Genomic DNA, 19,918 nt, shown 5'->3' with positions numbered 1-19,918 from the left:
GATAAGTGTTGAAAAACATTGTATTATAGTGGATTTGGATGTTAATTCGTCATTATAATTAAATCATTTAAGGTTGAATTTGGAGTTATAATAAAGAAAAAGTGACACTTTTTTATTGATTTGTTCAAGAGTAAATGTATTTGAGATGCTATTTTGCAGCCGTTAATTTTACGAATATTAACATTAGTAAATTCATTTTAAAATTTAATGTTAGAGTCGTTTATTAACACTTAGGGGAAAATATTTAGGAACTAGATTAAGTTAAGAATGATGAAAAAATTTCTTTTTACCTTTTTAATGTTTTTTGCTTTATTATCCATACCTGCTATGGGTATTGAAGTTGAAATAGTAACACAGCTAACAGATGAAACCAGAGTTTTAGATGTAGCTAAAGAATTACATATAACATCAAGTGATGCACCATTTGTAAATAGTACAGTGTCGTTGAATAATGTAGATGCATGGGTTTTCTTTGATAATATTAAGCCTTCAGATGTAATTGCTAATTATCTTGACAATGTATTGGTTAATGGTTCATCTTTTGTTCAGGGTACCAATGGTAGAGTAGCTATTTATGGTCACGGATCTGTTTTGATGCCTCACAGTTCATCTTTTAAACCTTTAACTGTTTATACAGGTGATGATTTTTCCGGAGAATCCTTACAATGTGCCATACATACTTATTATAATAGTTTAGGTGATTTTGATAATGCAATTCATTCTTTCAAATTAAAAAGAGGATATCAGGCTACTTTTGCAAATAATGCTGATGGATCAGGATATAGTCGTGTCTTTATCGCGCATGATGCAGATATAGAAATAAATATGCCGGGCGAACTACTAGGTTCGGTTTCTTTTATCAGAGTTTTTAAACATCAATGGGTAACTAAAAAAGGAAAAGCCGGATGGGATCCAAATATTATTAATGGTACAGGTTATTATGACTGGAATATTGGAGGATCAAGTTCGGATAACTATGAGTATGCTGCTATTCGTCAGAATGGTGGATGGCCAGGTTGGACTGATATAAATAATAAACAAAATATTACTCATTTGTTGGGTTACAACGAACCAGATCAAACAGATCAGTCTAATATGACACATGCAGATATGATTGCTATTTGGCCTGGTATGTATGGTTCTGGTTTAAGAGTTGGATCACCGGCATATGCAAATGCCTGGTCGGGTAATACAGGAAAAAACCTTTTTGATTATGTCGCTGCATGTGAAGACGAAAATTACAGGGTAGATTTTGTTGCTGTTCACTCTTATTGGAATAATTCAGCTTCAGGTTGGTATAGCACTCTAAAAGATTATCACGACAGATGCGGTGGTCGTCCGATCTGGATTACAGAGATGAATAATGGGGCCAACTGGACAACAGAAACCTGGCCGGATAATGATACAAGATTAGCTACTACCAATAATGTTGCCAAGCAACTTAGTAATATGAAGGCTATTCTTAATGTGTTGGATACCTGTTCATTTATCGAACGCTACTATTTTTATGACTGGGTAGAGGATTGTAGAGCTATGGTTGTTACCATCAATGATACATACTTAGATTGGGTAAATACAGGTAATCAGCGTGGTGACTGGATTCAAGATGCACCCGTCTTATATCAGGATGGTAATGGCTATGATGTTGTGCTGACACCTTTTGGTGAGTATTACAGAGATCATAATGCTCCTATTGCTTATACAGGACAATATGATATTATACCAGGATGGAATTATAGCGATCCAACACTAGCTTTCAGATATCTTTCTTTATCAAATAATATGCGTCTGTCATGGACGGATCCTAATGGTGAGCTAAGTAAGGCATATAAGATTGAGAAAAAGATCAATGATGGATCTTATGAAGAAATATATTATAGTGACGATGTAAGTGTATTATATTACTTAGATCCAGTTGATCAAACTAATAGTGGAAGAGTTACATACCGTATAAGTCTGTTAAAAAGCGATGGAGAATATTTAAGTTCAAATGAAGTTTCATATTTCCAGACAGGAGGAACCAATGCTATTCAGACCGGTGAGATGCAGTTAAGTAATACAGACTGGACCTCTTGTTATTTCTCAGAGAAGTTTACTACTACTCCTCGTATAATTATGGGTGCACAGACATTTAATAATGTCTACCCAATGACACAAAGAGTAAATAGTGTATCAACCACAACTTTTCAGTTTCAAATAGATACCTGGACATACCTGAATGATCCAACATTATCTGCTACTGATAATGTGGCAGCTTTAGCTTTAAATAGTGGTGTTTATGATTTTGGAGGACTAAAAGGTGAGGTAGGTCAAGTTAGCGGAATTCAAAGAGATTGGGTTTCTGTTACTTTTACTGAAGAGTTTGAAACCGTTCCGGTGGTATTTTGTACACAAGTAAGTAATGGTACATTCTTCCCAACAACCGTTGCAATTCAAAATGTAACAACAACAGGTTTTGAACTTTGTTTAATGAGCGAACAGAGTATTAGTACGGCTACTTTTGCTGAGAATATTGACTTTTTAGCGATTGAAAAAGGTCAGGGAGTGATTGGTACAAAAAGAGTAACAGTTGGATCAACTGAAGATGGTGCCGGTATTGTTACAACACCTATCTCTGTAACATATGATGAAACATATGCAGATCCTGTCGTTTTTGGAAGCTTGTTAACAAAAGCAAATTCATTTGCTTCTAACGTCAGATATTATCCAAATACAAGTGTAAGTAATGCATTTAAAATTGCAAGACTAAGAGAGACTTCAAATGGTATTTCATCTGTATTGCAGGATAAGCTGGGTTGGATAATAATGGATATGTCTGCTGATCAGGTGATAACTGGTTTAGGAGAGAGTAAATATAAGGGTTTGAATGTATATCCGAACCCGGTAAAAGATATTTTATACATCGATTTAACAGATGAACTAAATGTACAGGTGATTGATATGGCCGGACAAACGGTTATTGAAGAAATGGTAAATGCCTCAATTGATCTGAGCAAACTATCGCCTGGTGTTTATCTGATTAAAGTTGGTGAAGAATACTTGCAAAAAATCATTAAACAATAAATTTTAAAGTAGAAGAGGGTTGTAAAGGTGATACGATTTCACTTTTACAACCTTTTTTTAGTTATATGATTTCGTTTTTGCACAGATGCTTTTGCTGCAAAATGAAAAAATTAAATATTTATTTTAAAATGATTTTAAATCTTAAGGTCTAAGCATTCAGGTCTTTAATTTAGTTGTTTGACGATAAATTGGTTCTGCTGAATTTGTATGCTTAACTGACGAAAAATTGATAGTCTGTAAACCGTATTTTAAATAATCTTGTGAAACGTTAAAATAACATTATTGTTCTATTTCTGTGTCCAATTTAAAAAGTATAAAAAATGTTCACTATTTCAAAAATGTTCAAATAACGACATTATTCTTTATTGATAATTGATTTGATAAGATGTAAAATAAAATCAATTCGAATCATGCAGATAATAAGGTAATTAAAAGGTGGTGAAGTTATTTTAAATGAATATAAATGAACACAGAATCAAATTCAGTATAGTAATAATCGAAAAAATGTAACAATAATTAACAGCTGTCAAATAGTTTTGACATGGTAAAATGATGAGATATCAATTTTAATCTTGTTAAGAATTAAAAAATAAATAAAAATCATGTATTAACTGTCCATAATTTTATGAAAGTAGATTATGAAATTAATTCAAAGGATGAAAAATAATTTTAGGGAATGGCAAGTCGGTAAGGCAATATTGTTTGTTCTTATTATACTGACGAGTTTTGGAGTTATTTCCTGTAAGGATGATGTATTCAGATACGATGAAGAAGAACCTGAATGGTTAGGAGCAAGTATCTATGATTATCTGAAATCCAACGGTAATTTCCAGACATATGTGAAACTGATAGAGGATACGAAGGATTACAAAGAAATTTTGTCAAGAACCGGTAGTAAGACTCTTTTTGTTGCTGATGACGATGCATTCGAGAGATTTTTTCAGAACAATGACTGGGGAGTAACTTCTTATGAAGATCTGACTCTTACGGAGAAGAATATGATTCTGAAATTCGGTATGATTGATAATGCTTATCTAATTGAAACATTATCAAATTTTAATTACAGTGGAACTTTACAATATGGCTCCGCATTACGTAGAACTACAGCGAATGATCCGGTTGACAGTGTTGGTTTTGACATTGGTAATGATCTTCCAATTCAGGGTCCATGGGTTAGCTATTGGGACCGTTACAGAACTAATGGAATGAAGATTGTAAAAGATAATCAATCTGCACCAATTGTTTACTTCTTTGAAAAAATGTTGAAAACAAAAGGTATTACTAATTCTGATTTCAAAGTCATAACAGGTCAGGAAAGAAGTACTCATGATGCCCATGTTTTTGATATACCTGTTGTTGAAAGAGATATTATTTGCAAGAATGGATATGTCCATGTATTACAGGATGTAATGTTACCTCGTGATAATATGGCTGAACATGTACATCATTACGCAAATTCAACAACTTTTTCAAAATTACTGGATCGTTATAGCTTTGGTTGGTATGATGAAGATTTAAGTGAAACTTACAACCTAAAGCATAATACGGATGATAGTATTTTTGTGAAAGGGTATCTATATAAGTATCCTGAAGGATCTTCATGGTTTATAAATGGAAATGAGATTGGGGAAGAGTATTTATTAAACTTCAATCCTGGAAGCAATCGTTATATTGCTGAAAATACAGGTCTTCAGGCAGATATGGGTACTTTACTTGTGCCGACTGATGCCGCAATGGATGATTATTGGGAAAATGGTACGGGTCGTATCTTAAAAGAGCGTTATATCACATGGGAAGAAGTTCCGGATGACATTCTTGCCTTATTGATGAATCGTCACCTAAGACTTTCTTTTAATGGAAGTATTCCTTCACAGTTTGAAGATATGAAGGATACGGAGAACTCAAAAATTGAGATTTCAGATGCTGATATTGAAAGTACATATGTTGGGGTAAATGGATTGGTTTATCATACCAATAAAGTATTTCCTCCAGATGATTATGTTTCGGTTTATGCACCTGTGTTATTTGGTAAAAAAACGAAAGTATTTAATTGGGCTGTTCGTCAGAATGAGTTCAGGTTATATTTAAACTCATTGGAAAATACTTATTCTTTCTTTGTTCCATCTGATGAATATTTTAGTCGATATATCGATCCAATAGCATATAGTAAAGATGTTCCGGGAGCATTAAAATATTGGTATAATGAAACAACTGGTGCGGTTAATGCTACAGTATATAGTTATGATATCAGTACAGGTGTAATTGGAGATTCATTAAGTGTGATAACAAATACAGACTTTATTTCAAATCGCCTACTGGATCTATTGGATAATCACATTGTAATTGGCAATGTTGAAACAGGAGATAACTTTTATTTTACCAAGGGAAACAATGTTCTTAAAGTTTCAGATGATGGTAATTTAAAGGTGCAAGGTGGTTTTGATGTAGCAAATAATTTGGATGTTAATATACTGGATGTCTATGGACAAAATAATGGTAACACTTATTTAATCGACAAGCCACTTCAAACTCCGGTTCGTTCGGTTTATAAAGTATTGAGTGAAACACCGGAATTCAGTAAATTCTTCGAATTATTAAATGGATTTCCATCTACTTCTACTTCAGTGGTATTTGTTAGGAAAACCAACTACTTCGGAATTGATTATAACATACGTTTCTTCAATACTTTTAATTATACAGTATATGTTCCAACCAATGAAGCTATTCAGGCTGCAATTGATGCAGGTGAGCTTAATACCTGGGATGTTATTGATGCCATAGAAGATATAACAGAGAAGCAAAATGAGATTGAAAAAATGGAACGTTTTCTGAGATATCATTTCCAGGATAATTCAGTCTTTGTTGGTGGACCTGAAATTGGTACTGCTACTACTCCATACACATATCAGTCGAGTACTATCAATCTGGATAAGGCTCCCGGAGATACTTATTTTGGAACCTACATTAATAAGTATTTCAAAATTGGAGTTTATCAGGATGGTCAGGATATCTATCTGACAACAGATTGGAAGCCTGGGGTAGATGAAGATCCATATACTGCCAAGGTGTTAAAAACATCTGGATTATATAATATTTTGGTAAGGGATTATGTGTTTAATAATAACCCAAGTAATTTCAGAGAGATAGATGGTAGTGGCTCTGGAAGCTCTGCATTTAATAGTTCTCGAATTATTACTTCCTCAACTGCAGTTATTCACCAAATAGATAAAGTCTTGAAGTTTGAGTAAATCCGATATGAATATGAAATTAAATTATATAATTACCATTTTGTTGGCTTTTGTTTTGTTACCAGTCAACGCTATTGGACAATCAGGTGGAGAGGTTGTAATTAGTGGGAAAGTGATTTCTGCTACTGATGGAGAAGGTCTGGTTGGAGCCACAGTTGTTGAAATGGATGCTCAACAAAGGATTATCACAGCTACCATTACTGATTTTAATGGGCAGTATGTGTTGAAAGTAAAGAACACCAACCATGATTTAGTGTTTTCATTTATAGGTTTTAAGAGCCTTACCAGACAAATAGGAGATAAAACCCTTATAAATGTTACTATGGAAGAGGATAGGCAATCAATTGAAGAGGTTGCCGTAATCGCTCAGAAGAGGCATAGTGAAGGTTCTTTCTCAATTGCCCAAAGAGAAGTTTCAGGAGCCGTTCAGACCGTAAATATGGAAAAACTGGAAGGTATGCCAACCACTTCTATTGATGATGCACTGCAGGGACGTATTGCAGGTTTGGATATTGTTGCTAACTCAGGTGACCCTGGTTCTGGTACTTCTATGAGAATTAGAGGTACAACGTCTATTAATGCAAGTAGTGAACCATTAATAGTGGTTAATGACGTACCTTTTGAAATGGATGTTGATCCTAATTTTGATTTTGCAAATGCGACAGAAGATGAATTTGCTACTTTGTTAAGTATTAACCCTGACGATATTGAGGAGATTACTGTACTTAAAGATGCAGCTTCTACTGCAGTTTGGGGAACCAAAGGTGCAAATGGAGTTTTGGTTATTAAAACCAAGAGAGGTGCAAAAGGACCAACACATCTACAGTATTCGTATCGTTTAACCGGAGTTGTACAGCCAAGAGGTTTAAAGATGCTTAACGGTGATGACTACACCATGATGATGAAGCAAGCTCTTTTTAATCCAAGGCAAGATGAATCAGCTGCCGATATTTCGGAATTGATGTATAATCCAAACTTCTCTGAATATCAGAATTTCAATAATAATACAGATTGGGTAAAAGAAGTTTCTCAGATTGGATTTAAACACGATCATTATTTGAGTCTTTCTGGAGGTGGAGATCGAGCAAAATATAGGATTTCCGGTGGTTTTTTAACACAAACGGGTACTGTTATCGGTCAGAAACTCGACAGGATGTCATCAAGAGCATATTTTGAATACGATGTGTCTAGAAGAATTAAGTTTATATCTGATATCTCATTTACTTATACAGATAATGATAGGAGTTATGCCAATTTGTTGGATATAGCTTATCGCAAAATGCCTAACGTAAGTGTTTATGAGCAGGATGCAGATGGAGTTAATACGAATAATTATTATAATATTTCAAGAACCTCATCGTTGCACGATGATCAGAAGAACTTATATAATCCTGTAGCTTTGGCAAATCTGGCTACCAATAATCAGGCTAACTATCGTATTCTTCCAACCTTCAGACTTAGATATGACATCTTGAATCCTGAGACACAGTATTTAAGGTATGATGTAATTGTCAATTTTGACATTAGTAATACAAAGAATACTCAATTCTTACCTGCAGAAGCCAGTAATGCTCCTTATGCAGAAGATGGTGTTAATAGAAGTTATAACTCTGATAGCGAGTCAACAAGTGTTTATATCGAAAATAACATTACCTGGCAGTCACGTTTTGCAAATCCTAATCACAGTTTAATGATTCAGGGTAAGAACAGGATCAGGACAGGTAATGGAGCCAGTCAGACTATTGGTAAAACAAATTTACCAGGTGAATTTATTGATGCTTCTATACCGGGATATTTTGTGCCGGATGCTGATTTTGGTTCCAGCAGATGGGCCTATCGTGGCGTTTCATTCTTAGCCAGAGCACATTATGTGTTCAAATCCAGATATGTTTTATCAGGTACTATAACAAGTGATGGTAGTACTCAGTTTGGAGAAGACCGAAAGTTTGGTACATTTCCTGCCATCTCTGCAAAATGGATCATCTCTGATGAACCTTTTATGCAAAGTACCAGTAGATGGCTTAGTTTCTTAGCTGTTCGCCCAAGCTGGGGTGTTGGTGGTAACCCTCCCGGAAAAGAATATTTACACTTTAGTATTTATTCCGATTATGGTAATTATATGGGATTACCTGCAACAAGACCTGTTAACATGAGATTGTCTGACTTGAAATGGGAAACAACTACTCAATGGAATATGGGTATGGATCTTGGTTTGTTAAATGATAAGTTGGTTTTTGATTTGAACTTATATAAGAGAAGAACAGAGGATCTACTATTTAATGATACACAGGTTTCTTCAACATCGGGTTATACTACTATTTCAACTCAGAATGTTGGAACCATGGATAACCAGGGTTATGAAATTAATCTGCAAACCAATAATCTAATAAAAACTAAGGATCTTAGAGTCGATTTTAATTTTAACGTAGCAAATAACCGAAATGTAATTATTGAGCTCCGTGATGATATTTTGAATCAGTATAATACGGATTATACCTATGAAAATGGGAAGTACATGACTCGTTTACAGGAAGGACATGCTTTTGGTTCTATCTATGGTTTTAGATATAAAGGTGTATATCAGTACAACGATTATATTGAAGGAAGTCAGGAAAGTGCACCAGTAGCGCGCGATGGCAGTGGTAATGTAATTACAGATTCAAGAGGTAATCCATTGCCAATGTATTTTGCTTATGGGCTTAGTAACGAGTACCAGTTTAGAGGCGGTGATGCCATGTATGAAGATATTAACCATGATGGAAATATTGATGAGCTGGATATTGTGTATTTAGGTAACTCTAACCCAAAATTAAATGGTGGTTTCGGTACTCAGATTACATTCAAACAATTTGGTATGTCAGCCTTTTTTAACTTCCGATATGGAAATAAGGTTGTGAATGCAAACCGTATGTATGCTGAAAACATGTACAGTTATAACAATCAGAGTACTTCGGTTAACTGGCGCTGGCGTAAGGACGGAGATGTGACTGAAATGCCAAGAGCATTATATCAGTATGGATATAACTGGCTGGGAAGTGACCGTTATGTTGAAGATGGATCATTCTTACGTTTCAAATATTTATCCTTCAATTATTCAGTAAAGAGAGAAAAACTGAAAAAGTATAATATCGAAAGTCTAAGATTCTTTCTTACTCTGAATAATATTTATGTATGGACAAATTATTCAGGAGTTGATCCAGAGATTGGATACGGTGGATTAGGTGTTACAACCGATACAGGTCAAACTCCGAGATCAAAGGATTGTATGTTAGGATTATCAGTAACCTTTTAATCAGTGATGTAGGATGAATTTGATAAATTTTAATAAAAACAGGTTAGTAATGATAAAAGTAATTTCTAAGAATATAAAAGGATCAAAATTGGGTAGTTTCTATTCAGTACTCCTGGCTTTTATCATATCAGTTAGTTTTACATCATGCACTGATTGGCTTGATGTAAGACCAGAAAGTGATCAGGTATTGGAAGATTACTGGCAGAATGAATCACAGGTAAACCAGGTACTTGCAGCTTGTTACCGTTCAATGTTGGAAGATGATTACCTGGCAAGAGTGATGGTGTGGGGTGAATTGAGAAGTGATAATGTAGTAAGTGGTAGCGATACACCGGATGATATGTTCCGTATGATCAATGTGGATATTACAACCAGTAATGGTTATGTAGCGTGGACTCCAATGTATCGAACCATTAACTATTGTAATAACTGGCTGTATTTTTCTCCTGATGTTCTGGATTTGGATCCAAATTTTACAAAGGCTAAGTATCAGATGGCAAGGGCTGAAGTGTTAACCATACGTGCTTTGTCATATTTCTACCTGGTAAGAACCTATAAAGAAGTACCATGGATTAGCACTCCTAGTATTGATGATAGTCAGGATTATAATATTGCCAAGTCACCAGAAGAAGTAGTTCTTGATTCCATTACCTTAGATTTGAAAGAATCCTTAAACTATATTACTGATGGATATGATGTTGAGGATTATAATAAAGGTCGTGTAACAAAAAATCTTATCAACACTTTATTAGCTGATATTGCTCTTTGGCGTAACGATTATCAGGCAACCGTTAATTATTGTGATGCTGTTCTGGCTGATAAAACCCTTTATCTTGAAGAAAGAGAAGATGTACTGGATAATGTTTTCTATCTGGGTAATTCAACTGAAAGTATATTTGAATTACAATATGTGAGCTCAGGAATTACCAATAATATAGTACGTGATTATTTGGGTTACTATGGTCGTGAATTGGGTTTTTGGAAGTATCCTTTCAATATGACTCAGAAAGGTGGTCCTTTTAATTATGAAGCTTCTGCCGGAGTAATTGAAGGAGAAGACGATATTAGAAAAACAGATTACATTCAACAAATCGACGATGAAACGTTTTATCCGTTTAAATATGTTGGTTTAAAATATGAATCAACTTCTTCTGATGGTTCATCATATGGTTATTCATATCGTATTGATTGGTCAAACTGGGTAGTTTATCGTTTGTCGGATGTAATTCTGATGAAAGCAGAAGCTTTGTACGAAATTGGTAATGATGATCAGGGAGTAATTGATTTAGTTAATGAAACTTTCCTACGATCAAATCCTGTTACCCAGGATTCGTTACAATTAGATAATTATCAAGGAGTTGATTTAAGAAATTTAATCCTTCGTGAGAGACAAAGAGAATTAATGTGGGAAGGAAAGCGTTGGTTTGATCTAATGCGACTAGCACGTAGAGAAGACTCTCCATCAACTTTAGTTAATTATGTTCTTAAAAAGTTTGGTGGTTCAGGTGATAATGTTGAAGCTAAAATGTCAGTGATGGATGCACTTTATCTTCCAATACATATTGATGAAATAAAAGCGAACTCGGCATTAGAGCAGAATCCATTTTACCAGGTTAATTCTAGTAGTTCAACAGGTAATTAAATCAGTGAGTTATGAATAGTTACAGAAAAATCAGTTTTTATTTAAAGAGACGTAGCAATAAGTTATTTGCTGGTGTGTTTGGTCTTATGATCCTGACGTTATCTTCCTGTTACGATGATAACCTGGGTAATAACTATTTTACATTTACCGGCGAAACTATTGGTGAATATATTACAACACGTCCGGATGAATTTTCAGAATTCTCAAAAATATTAGATACAACTTCCGTTAAAGGCTTATTAAATGCCTATGGGATGTATACGTGTTTTTTGCCAGATAATGAGGCAATGTATACCTACTATCAATCAAAAGGTAAGAGTTCAATTGAACAATTTCCGATGGATAGTTTAAAAAAGATTGCGCATGATCATATCATTCAGAATTTTGAGATTCCTACTACAGATTTTGGAATAGGTTTCTTATCAAAATTAACAATGAGTGGAAGATATCTTAAAACGCAAGTTGAAACGACTTCAGGAGGTTTTTATTATCTGGTAAATTCAGAATCCAAAATTATCTCTAAAGATATTGAGTTGCATAATGGTATTGTTCATGTATTAGATAAGGTCTTGAACCCTACAGAAAGTACTGTTGTTGAAGCAATATCGGAAGATGAGAATTTTAAATTGTTTTCCGAGGCACTCGTGGCAACTGGCTTGGCTGGTGAATTGGGTTTAATAAAAGATGATTCATATGTACTACCAAGTGATCTTGAAGTAAGAGAGAATACAGCTGGAGGTAATGGTTCTATCAACAGAGTTCCTTTCGAGCGTAAATATGGTTTTACCATTTTAGCTGAGAGCGATCAGGTTTTGGCTGAGAACAGTATTTTCGATTTAGAAGATATGAAAGCGAAAGCGAAAGAAATTTATGATCCTGTTTTTCCTGAAGACGCTGGTATTACTGATATTACTGATCGAAAAAACAGTTTAAACAGATTTATTGCATATCACTTGCTTGATAAAAAAATTCCAAGACTTTTCTTTATTGAGAAGTTTGATAAGACAGGTGAAAATTATAGTGTTGATGGTGGAACACATTCGGTTCAGGCATATGATATGTATGAATATATCGAAACAATGTGTCCAAATACATTATTGGAGGTGAGAACCGACAGAACAAACGTGCTGGATCCATATGATATTTTTAACCGTGTTGCTGATGGAAGTGAAGTAAAACTGACTGATAACTATGATAATGATGCCTTAAATGGTGTGTATCATGAAATTGATAATATACTTGCTTACTCGGTAGAAGTAAAGCAGATGTTATCGACTAAACGATTAAGAATGGATGCTGCCAGTTTCTTCCCTGAGTTTGCCAATAACAATATCAGAGTGGGACAAGCACGTGATGATTATCCTTATGAAAGCTGGAGATTTCCTACTGGTTACATTGAAAGGGTTTCTGTTGCACCGGGAACAAGTTTTGGTTACTTAACATCTGATGACAGATTTCTGGATTACCAGGGAGACGAAGTGTTTTTAGGTGGAGAGCAAGGTGAAACAATGTATGACTTTGAGGTAACTACCTTACCAATACCTGCAGGTACATATGAAGTGCGATTTGGATGGCAGCCTACTGGTAACAGAGGTGTGGTACAATTATACTGGGATGGAAAACCATGTGGTATTCCATTGGATCTAACCATCACTGCAACAAACCCTAAAATTGGTTATGAAAAACCAGGATCCAATTATAGTGACCCTGATGGATTTGAGAATGACAAAATGATGCGTAACAGGGGTTATATGAAAGGACCTGGTTCATTTAAACTTGTCAGAGATGCGTGGGGTTATGGTGGACCAATTGCCAGAGACAGTGAGCGAGCATTAAGAAGAATACTTGGGATATATACTTTTGATAAAGATACAACACATGTATTACGGGCAAAAGCTGCGAAGGCTGGTGAATTCATGTTTGATTACCTTGAGTTTGTTCCTGTTGAGGTATTAGAATCAGAAGATGTACTTTAAAGCATTATTGAAATTAAAAAGAATATGAAATATACTATTTATAAAAGTGCTTTTCTCCTGGTATTAACATTAGGTATTGCATTTGTATCCTGTAACGATGAATGGGATAAGCACTACGAAGAAGATACCTTTGAAGGAGCAGATGTTTCAATGATGGAGTATCTTGAAGCTAACAGTGACCTTAGTACTTTCACTTCAATGGTTAAATCTGTTGGATATGATAAAGTATTACAAACTTCCCAATCATTCACTATTTGGGCTCCTGTGAATGATGCATTGGTTGATGTTGACCTTACAGATGAAACACTGGTAAAGCATATTGTTACCAATCATATTGCCAGAGGACGAGTAGGAACTTCAGGTATTGTTGAGAGCTTAATTAAAATGCAAAGTGGTAAGAACGTTGGTTTTGAGAAATCAGGGGATTTATTCACATTTGGACATGCTGAATTACTTCAGCAAAATATTCCTGTTAATAATGGCTTAACGCATGTTTTAAATCAATATGCTCCATATCTGAATAATTTAAAAGAGTACATTGGTGATTTGGAAGGTCTTGATTCGTTGAAAAGCTATATTTACGGTAATGATCAACATATTTTTAATCCAGCTGCCAGTACGGTTATTGATATTGATGAGCAAGGTAGAAGAATCTATGACTCTACTTTTATTGATAATAACTTAATCCTGGATGCAATTGGTGATTTAGCAAATGAAGATAGTGTTTATACAACTATTTATCCTACTAATACAGCCTGGATTGAAGCTTACAACAGAATCAAACCTTATTTTAATTTTCCTGATGTTTTAGGGGGAGAAGATTATAGTGAGGAGATGACCAAATATACTTTGGTGAAGGATATGGTATTTAGAAATAAAATAGAAAATCCTTCTACTTACGATTCAATAAGTTCAACTACTGATACTAAGTATTATAATCCAGCTGAATTATTTGCGAACACTGAAATGTTAGAAGCAAGCAATGGTTATGCGTATATAACAGATTTAATGCCATTTAGCGATACAGTGAGTTGGTTTAATAAAATTCAATTAGAAGCTGAAACGTCTGCAACCAGAGATAATTCAAATAGCTACCCGTTTATTCGTACAAGTTATAATTCTGGATTGGATATTTCAGAAGACTCATATTTGTACGTTGAACCAAGCAGTCCAAATGCAAAACCAAGTGTTACCTTCTCATTGGATAACATATTATCAGCAAAATACAACATATATTGTGTGTTTGTACCTGAAACAATTGTTGCAACAGATACAATTAAAACGGAAGTTTCCTTTGTCCTTACTTATATCAATTCAACAACAGGTCGTGTACGTCGTTTAAGGGTAACTCCTTCAGATAATGTTGTAAAGGCGGATGGATTAACCAAAATGCTTGTAACACAATTCGATTTTGAATATACAAATGTTCCATACATCTCTTACGATGAAGATGAGAATGTTACAATTGAGGAATTCCCTGTAAAATTAGAAGTAATCAACGAAGTAACCGATGCTGAATCTTCCAATGCAGATTTAAAACTCACAAGAAATATGAGAATTGACTGTATCAAATTAGAACCAGTATTAGAGTAAGGTATAAACTGTAATATGAATAGAATGAAACAAATGATATCGTTTAAAACAGTAAAATATAAGGCTCTTACTCGTTTAGTTCTGGCTTTGGTTTGTACCTTATTTATTATCCCAGCTCTTGCACAGGATGATCTGAGCGATTTGGATATGGATATTGACGAGGTACGTTTTATTAAAGGAGTTGTAAAAGATGCTAAAACAAAAGAGCCAATAATTGCAGCACAAATCAGTACTGTAAATTTTGAATCAGCAGCAACTACTGATGCTGAAGGTAAGTTTTCAATTGGCATAACAGAAGATACTGAGGTATTGGTTGTAAAGGCATTTGATTACTATACACGCGAAATATCCGTAAAAGGTAAAACTGAACTTGAAATAGTTCTGTATTCTGATGTATTTAATTCTTTATACAAGGATAAGGAGACATTATTAGGTAATCAAAGAGCTTCACATATAACTAATTCAGTGGCTGAGTTAGACGAATTTTATCCGTCTAATTATGTTTCAGTTGACGAACTTATTCAAAGTAATTTAGGTGGTGATGTTAGAAGTATTGGTCGTTCTGGTCTTACCGGTATAGGGTCTTCAATGTTTATTAGAGGATACAATTCTGTTAACGCCAATTCACAACCTTTATTTGTGGTTGATGGGGTTATTTGGAATAATCAATACGATGCAGAGTCATTGCATTCAGGTTACTTTGGGAATAGTTTAATGAATATCGACCTGAATGATATTGAGAGCGTAAGTGTTGTAAAAGATGGAACATCTATATATGGTAGTAAAGGTAGTAATGGTGTAATCATCATTAGAACCAAAAGAGGAGCAGGTATGGCAACCAAGATTGAAGTAAATTCAATGTTTGGTATCATCGAGAAACCAAGTTCTTTGCCAACTATGAATGTTGATCAGTTTACAACCTATGCATCTGATGTATTAAGTTCAATGAGTAAGCAACAGGTTGCAGATAGATTTGGTATGGAAGTTGAAGATTTACCTTTCCTTAATCTGGATACTGATAAATCCTCATATCTTGACTATCATAATAATACTAACTGGGCCGATCAGGTATATCAGCAAGGAATGTTTCATAGCAGTAACATTAGTGTTAATGGTGGTGATGAAAAAGCATTATATAACTTATCAGTTGGATATACCGGTAATGAAGGAGTTGTTAATACAACAGCTTTGAATCGTTTACAATCCAGATTTAATGCTGATATAGCTTTGACAGATCAAATTGATTTGGCAGTTAATGTTGGTTATACAAATACTGACAGAACGTTAATGGATGATGGTACCGAGTTTTATACTTCACCTACATTTAATGCACTTATCAAATCACCATATCTATCACCGTTTTTATATACATCCTCAGGAACCTTAACGACTGATCCTGCTGATAGCGATATATTTGGAATTAGTAACCCAACTGCAGTAATCGATAATGCCTTAAATACAAGTAAGCAGTATCGCTTTAATATGGGAATTAAACCAACATTCAGAATACTTGATAATCTATCAATTACAAGTCTTTTTGATTACAGTCTTAATAAGGTAAAAGAAACTTATTACAGACCTATTGTGGGTGTAGCTGATATTTACATTGATAATGTGGGTTGGTCTGAGAATATGTTCCGAAACCAACAGATGCGTAACACTGCCATTTATAGTGACTCCTATCTTAATTATTATCTTAAAAAAGGAGTAAACCGTGTAAATGTATTAGCTGGATTCAGATATCTATATAATTATTACGAATCTGATTTTGGAGAAGGACATAATACCGGAACAGATCAGGACCGTGATTTATCAGCAGGTTTGACCAATAAGATTACAAAAGGTATCAACGATGAGATTAAATATCTATCAGGTTACGCCAGAATTGGTTATAGCTATGATAACAGGTATTTTGCAGCTGCATCAGTAGCGATTGATGGTTCTAGTGTATTTGGTTCAGAAACCCAGGAGGGATTTCAAGTAGGAGACTATAGTTTTGCTGTATTTCCGTCTGTTGAAGCATCATGGTTGATTTCATCAGAAACATTTATGAGCAATGTAGATTTTGTGGATCAATTAAAATTACGCGCAGGATTTGGTTTTACAGGTAATGATAATCTGGATCCATATGCAAATCAATCCTATTTTACTTCGGTACGCTATTACAACAGAGCCAATGGTTTAATCTTTGGTAATATTGGTAATAAAGAATTACAATGGGAAACAACAGCTAAAGCAAATGTTGGAATTGAATCAATATGGTTCAATGATAAATGGGCTTTAAATGCTGATTTTTACAGGAGTTATACAACAAACCTTTTGATGCTGAAAGAACTTCCTGAAATAGCAGGTTCAGGTATGTATTGGAGTAACGATGGAGAGTTATCAAATTTAGGTTTCGAAGTTTCAACAAATGTAAAATTATTGAATCTTAAGAATCTAAAATGGGAAACAGGAGCATCAATTGGTCATTATACCAATAAAATTGAGGCATTACCTGGTAATACAGACATGGAGACTGAAGTTTATGGTGCTGATATACTTACATCAGTGGGTAATGCAGCAGGTGTATTCTATGGATATAAAACAAAAGGTGTTTTCTCAACAGAGGCAGAAGCCACTGCAGCTAATTTAAAAGTTGTAGATAGTTATGGTGTTGAGCATAGTTTTGGTGCCGGAGATATGTATTTCGATGATGTAGATGGAAATCATTATATAACTGAAAAAGACAGACAGATTATTGGTGACCCAAATCCTGACTTGTATGGTTCATTTTTTACAAATATTTCATTTAAGGGGTTAAGTGTTAATGCATTATTTACCTTTTCTTATGGAAACGATGTCTATAACTATCAAAGGGCATTGCTTGAATCAGGAAGTGATTTTATGAATCAATCAACTGCAATGACCAACCGTTGGTTCTTCGAAGGACAGCAAACAGAAATACCGAAAGCAACCTATGGTGACCCAATGGGTAATGCCCGTTTCTCTGACAGATGGATTGAGGATGGTTCATTCCTGCGGTTTAAAACGTTAACTGTAAACTATAAAGTGCCATTAAAAACCAATGTGATAGCTGGATTAAATGTTTGGGTTGCGGCTAATAACCTATACACCTGGACTAACTATCTTGGATCGGATCCAGAGTTTTCAAGTTCTAATATGGTATTATATCAAGGTATTGATACAGGTTTATTACCATTCACAAGAAGTTACTTTATGGGTGTTAAAATAGATCTATAACAGAAAAGAATATTGGAACATGCTACATACATGTAAAAAGATAAAAGGTATGAAAAAAATATATAGCATAGCGATCGGATTAATTATACTGAGTGTCACTTTGGTTAGCTGTGAAGGATTATTAGGTACTGACTCTGATCAGATATTACTACCGTCTGAGGTCGATCTGTCATCTCCTGATAAGGACTTCTATTCAATTAATGGTATATTAAATGAATTGGAATTGCTATCGCAACAATATGTCCTGTTAGGGGAGTTGCGAGGTGATTTGATGGAAACAACATCTTTTTCGGATGAGGAATTAAGAGAGATTTATAATTTCGATATTAGCTCGGATAATAAATTTAATGATTCAAGAGCTTATTACTCTGTAATAAATCTTTGTAATTATCTAATAGCAAACGTAGATACTGCAATTGTTATTCAGGGAGAGAAAGTGAATTATCGTGATTATGTTGCAGCTAAGTCAATTAGAGCATGGACATATATGCAACTGGCTCTTAACTATGGTGAAGCAAAATACTTTGAAGAACCGATTCTGGATGTAACTGATGCAAATAGCGGATTTAAAGTTTATACCTTCGATGAGTTAGCTCCTGTGTTAATTGATGATCTTGCTCCATGGAAATCAATAGAAAAACCTGATGCATTCTCATCGTATATGTATTTTGACGTGCGTATGCTTTTGGGTGATTTATATTTATGGACTGGTCAGTATGAAAATGCTGCTCGTGAGTACTATGATTTAATCGATGATGAATTGTATTATATACATCCAAGGTATGTTAATAAATACGATGGCGAAGATGAAGGGATCATTGATGAAGATACGTATTCCCCTTGGAACTGGGACATTAACTTGTATGGCAATTCATATAATACAATTACAAAATTAATTGCTACTGTAGAATATAAAGAGGATGGATCACCATTGGATTCATTAAATAGTTATTATATGAATCAACTGGCACCTTCGGATGTTGCTATTAATAATTGGGAAACACAAACCTATTATCAGACAGCTACTGTTACAATCGAAGGTGATTTAAGAGGTGGAATCAGAGCATTTGGTTCTTATGTGCCTGCCGAATTATATGAAAACAGTTCTCTTTTTAACATCGAAAAAGGTCGAATTATGAAATTTGCCTTTATGAATGGAACATCATACCGTTCATTGGTGCTATATCGTTCTGCTCATTTGTACCTTAAATTCGCAGAGGCATTGAATCGTCTGGAAAAACCAAATATGGCTTTTGCTGTATTAAAGAATGGTTTAGGCCCACTTACAATGGCTAATGACATTTTAATTCCAAGGGATGAAAAATATATATCGTATGATGAGACCTCATATACTTTTTATCCATATACCAACTTTTCTGCATCTAAATGGATTGGAACATTTATAGATGAGGATCAGAATACATATTCAGCTCAATATAATATTGGTATACATGGTCGCGGTTGTGGAAATATTGAAACAAGTACAACCTTTGCAATTCCTGAACTAGAAACAATGCAGGATTCAATGGACTATGTAGAAGATAAGATTATTGAAGAATTTGCACTTGAAACAGCATTTGAAGGTAATCGTTTCCACGATTTAATGCGTGTAGCAAAACGCAGAGGAGATAATGCTTATCTGGCTGATAAGGTAGCTGAGAAATATGATAATAAAGAAGCTATCAGAGCAAAATTGATGGATGAAAATAATTGGTATCTACAAAGTAAGTAGGTGCTTATAGTCTGTTTATAATAGTTGAATAATTAAGGAGGGTGTCCAAAAAGTGATTCTGCAAATAAGGAATCTTTCAAATTGTAACTTTACTTTCATTATACCCCACCAAACCTCCCCTAAAAGGGA

At 34.5% G+C, this 19,918-nt stretch carries 8 protein-coding genes; all 8 read left to right on the top strand.

All coding sequences use genetic code 11. The features are described 5' to 3' along the window. The first annotated feature begins 267 nt into the window (after positions 1-267). Positions 268-3,063, top strand: coding sequence for a glycosyl hydrolase (locus tag ACRD62_RS05425; protein WP_430819114.1), 2,796 nt, complete (start codon positions 268-270; stop codon positions 3,061-3,063). A 656-nt stretch (positions 3,064-3,719) separates the two neighbouring features. Then, a complete protein-coding gene (locus tag ACRD62_RS05420; RefSeq protein WP_430819113.1) occupies positions 3,720-6,311 on the top strand; it encodes a hypothetical protein in 2,592 nt (863 codons plus the stop codon). Between the two features lie 13 nt (positions 6,312-6,324). After that, positions 6,325-9,603: a SusC/RagA family TonB-linked outer membrane protein gene (locus ACRD62_RS05415; RefSeq protein WP_430819112.1), complete on the top strand. Its 3,279-nt coding sequence runs from the start codon at positions 6,325-6,327 to the stop codon at positions 9,601-9,603. A 49-nt stretch (positions 9,604-9,652) separates the two neighbouring features. Continuing rightward, complete coding sequence (locus ACRD62_RS05410) at positions 9,653-11,245, top strand: RagB/SusD family nutrient uptake outer membrane protein (RefSeq protein ID WP_430819111.1); 1,593 nt, start codon at positions 9,653-9,655, stop codon at positions 11,243-11,245. Positions 11,246-11,256: 11 nt separating this feature from the next. Beyond that, complete coding sequence (locus ACRD62_RS05405) at positions 11,257-13,221, top strand: fasciclin domain-containing protein (RefSeq protein WP_430819110.1); 1,965 nt, start codon at positions 11,257-11,259, stop codon at positions 13,219-13,221. Between the two features lie 24 nt (positions 13,222-13,245). Then, complete coding sequence (locus ACRD62_RS05400) at positions 13,246-14,814, top strand: fasciclin domain-containing protein (protein WP_430819109.1); 1,569 nt, start codon at positions 13,246-13,248, stop codon at positions 14,812-14,814. Between the two features lie 24 nt (positions 14,815-14,838). Further along, positions 14,839-18,057, top strand: coding sequence for a SusC/RagA family TonB-linked outer membrane protein (locus tag ACRD62_RS05395; protein WP_430819108.1), 3,219 nt, complete (start codon positions 14,839-14,841; stop codon positions 18,055-18,057). Positions 18,058-18,106: 49 nt separating this feature from the next. Continuing rightward, complete coding sequence (locus ACRD62_RS05390) at positions 18,107-19,789, top strand: hypothetical protein (RefSeq protein WP_430819107.1); 1,683 nt, start codon at positions 18,107-18,109, stop codon at positions 19,787-19,789. Positions 19,790-19,918: the final 129 nt, after the last annotated feature.

It is taken from the genome of Carboxylicivirga caseinilyticus, from assembly GCF_050589785.1.
GTDB lineage: Bacteria > Bacteroidota > Bacteroidia > Bacteroidales > Marinilabiliaceae > Carboxylicivirga > Carboxylicivirga caseinilyticus.
The sequence above is the reverse complement of the archived record's forward strand: the minus strand, read 5'-3'. Positions and strand labels throughout refer to the sequence as shown.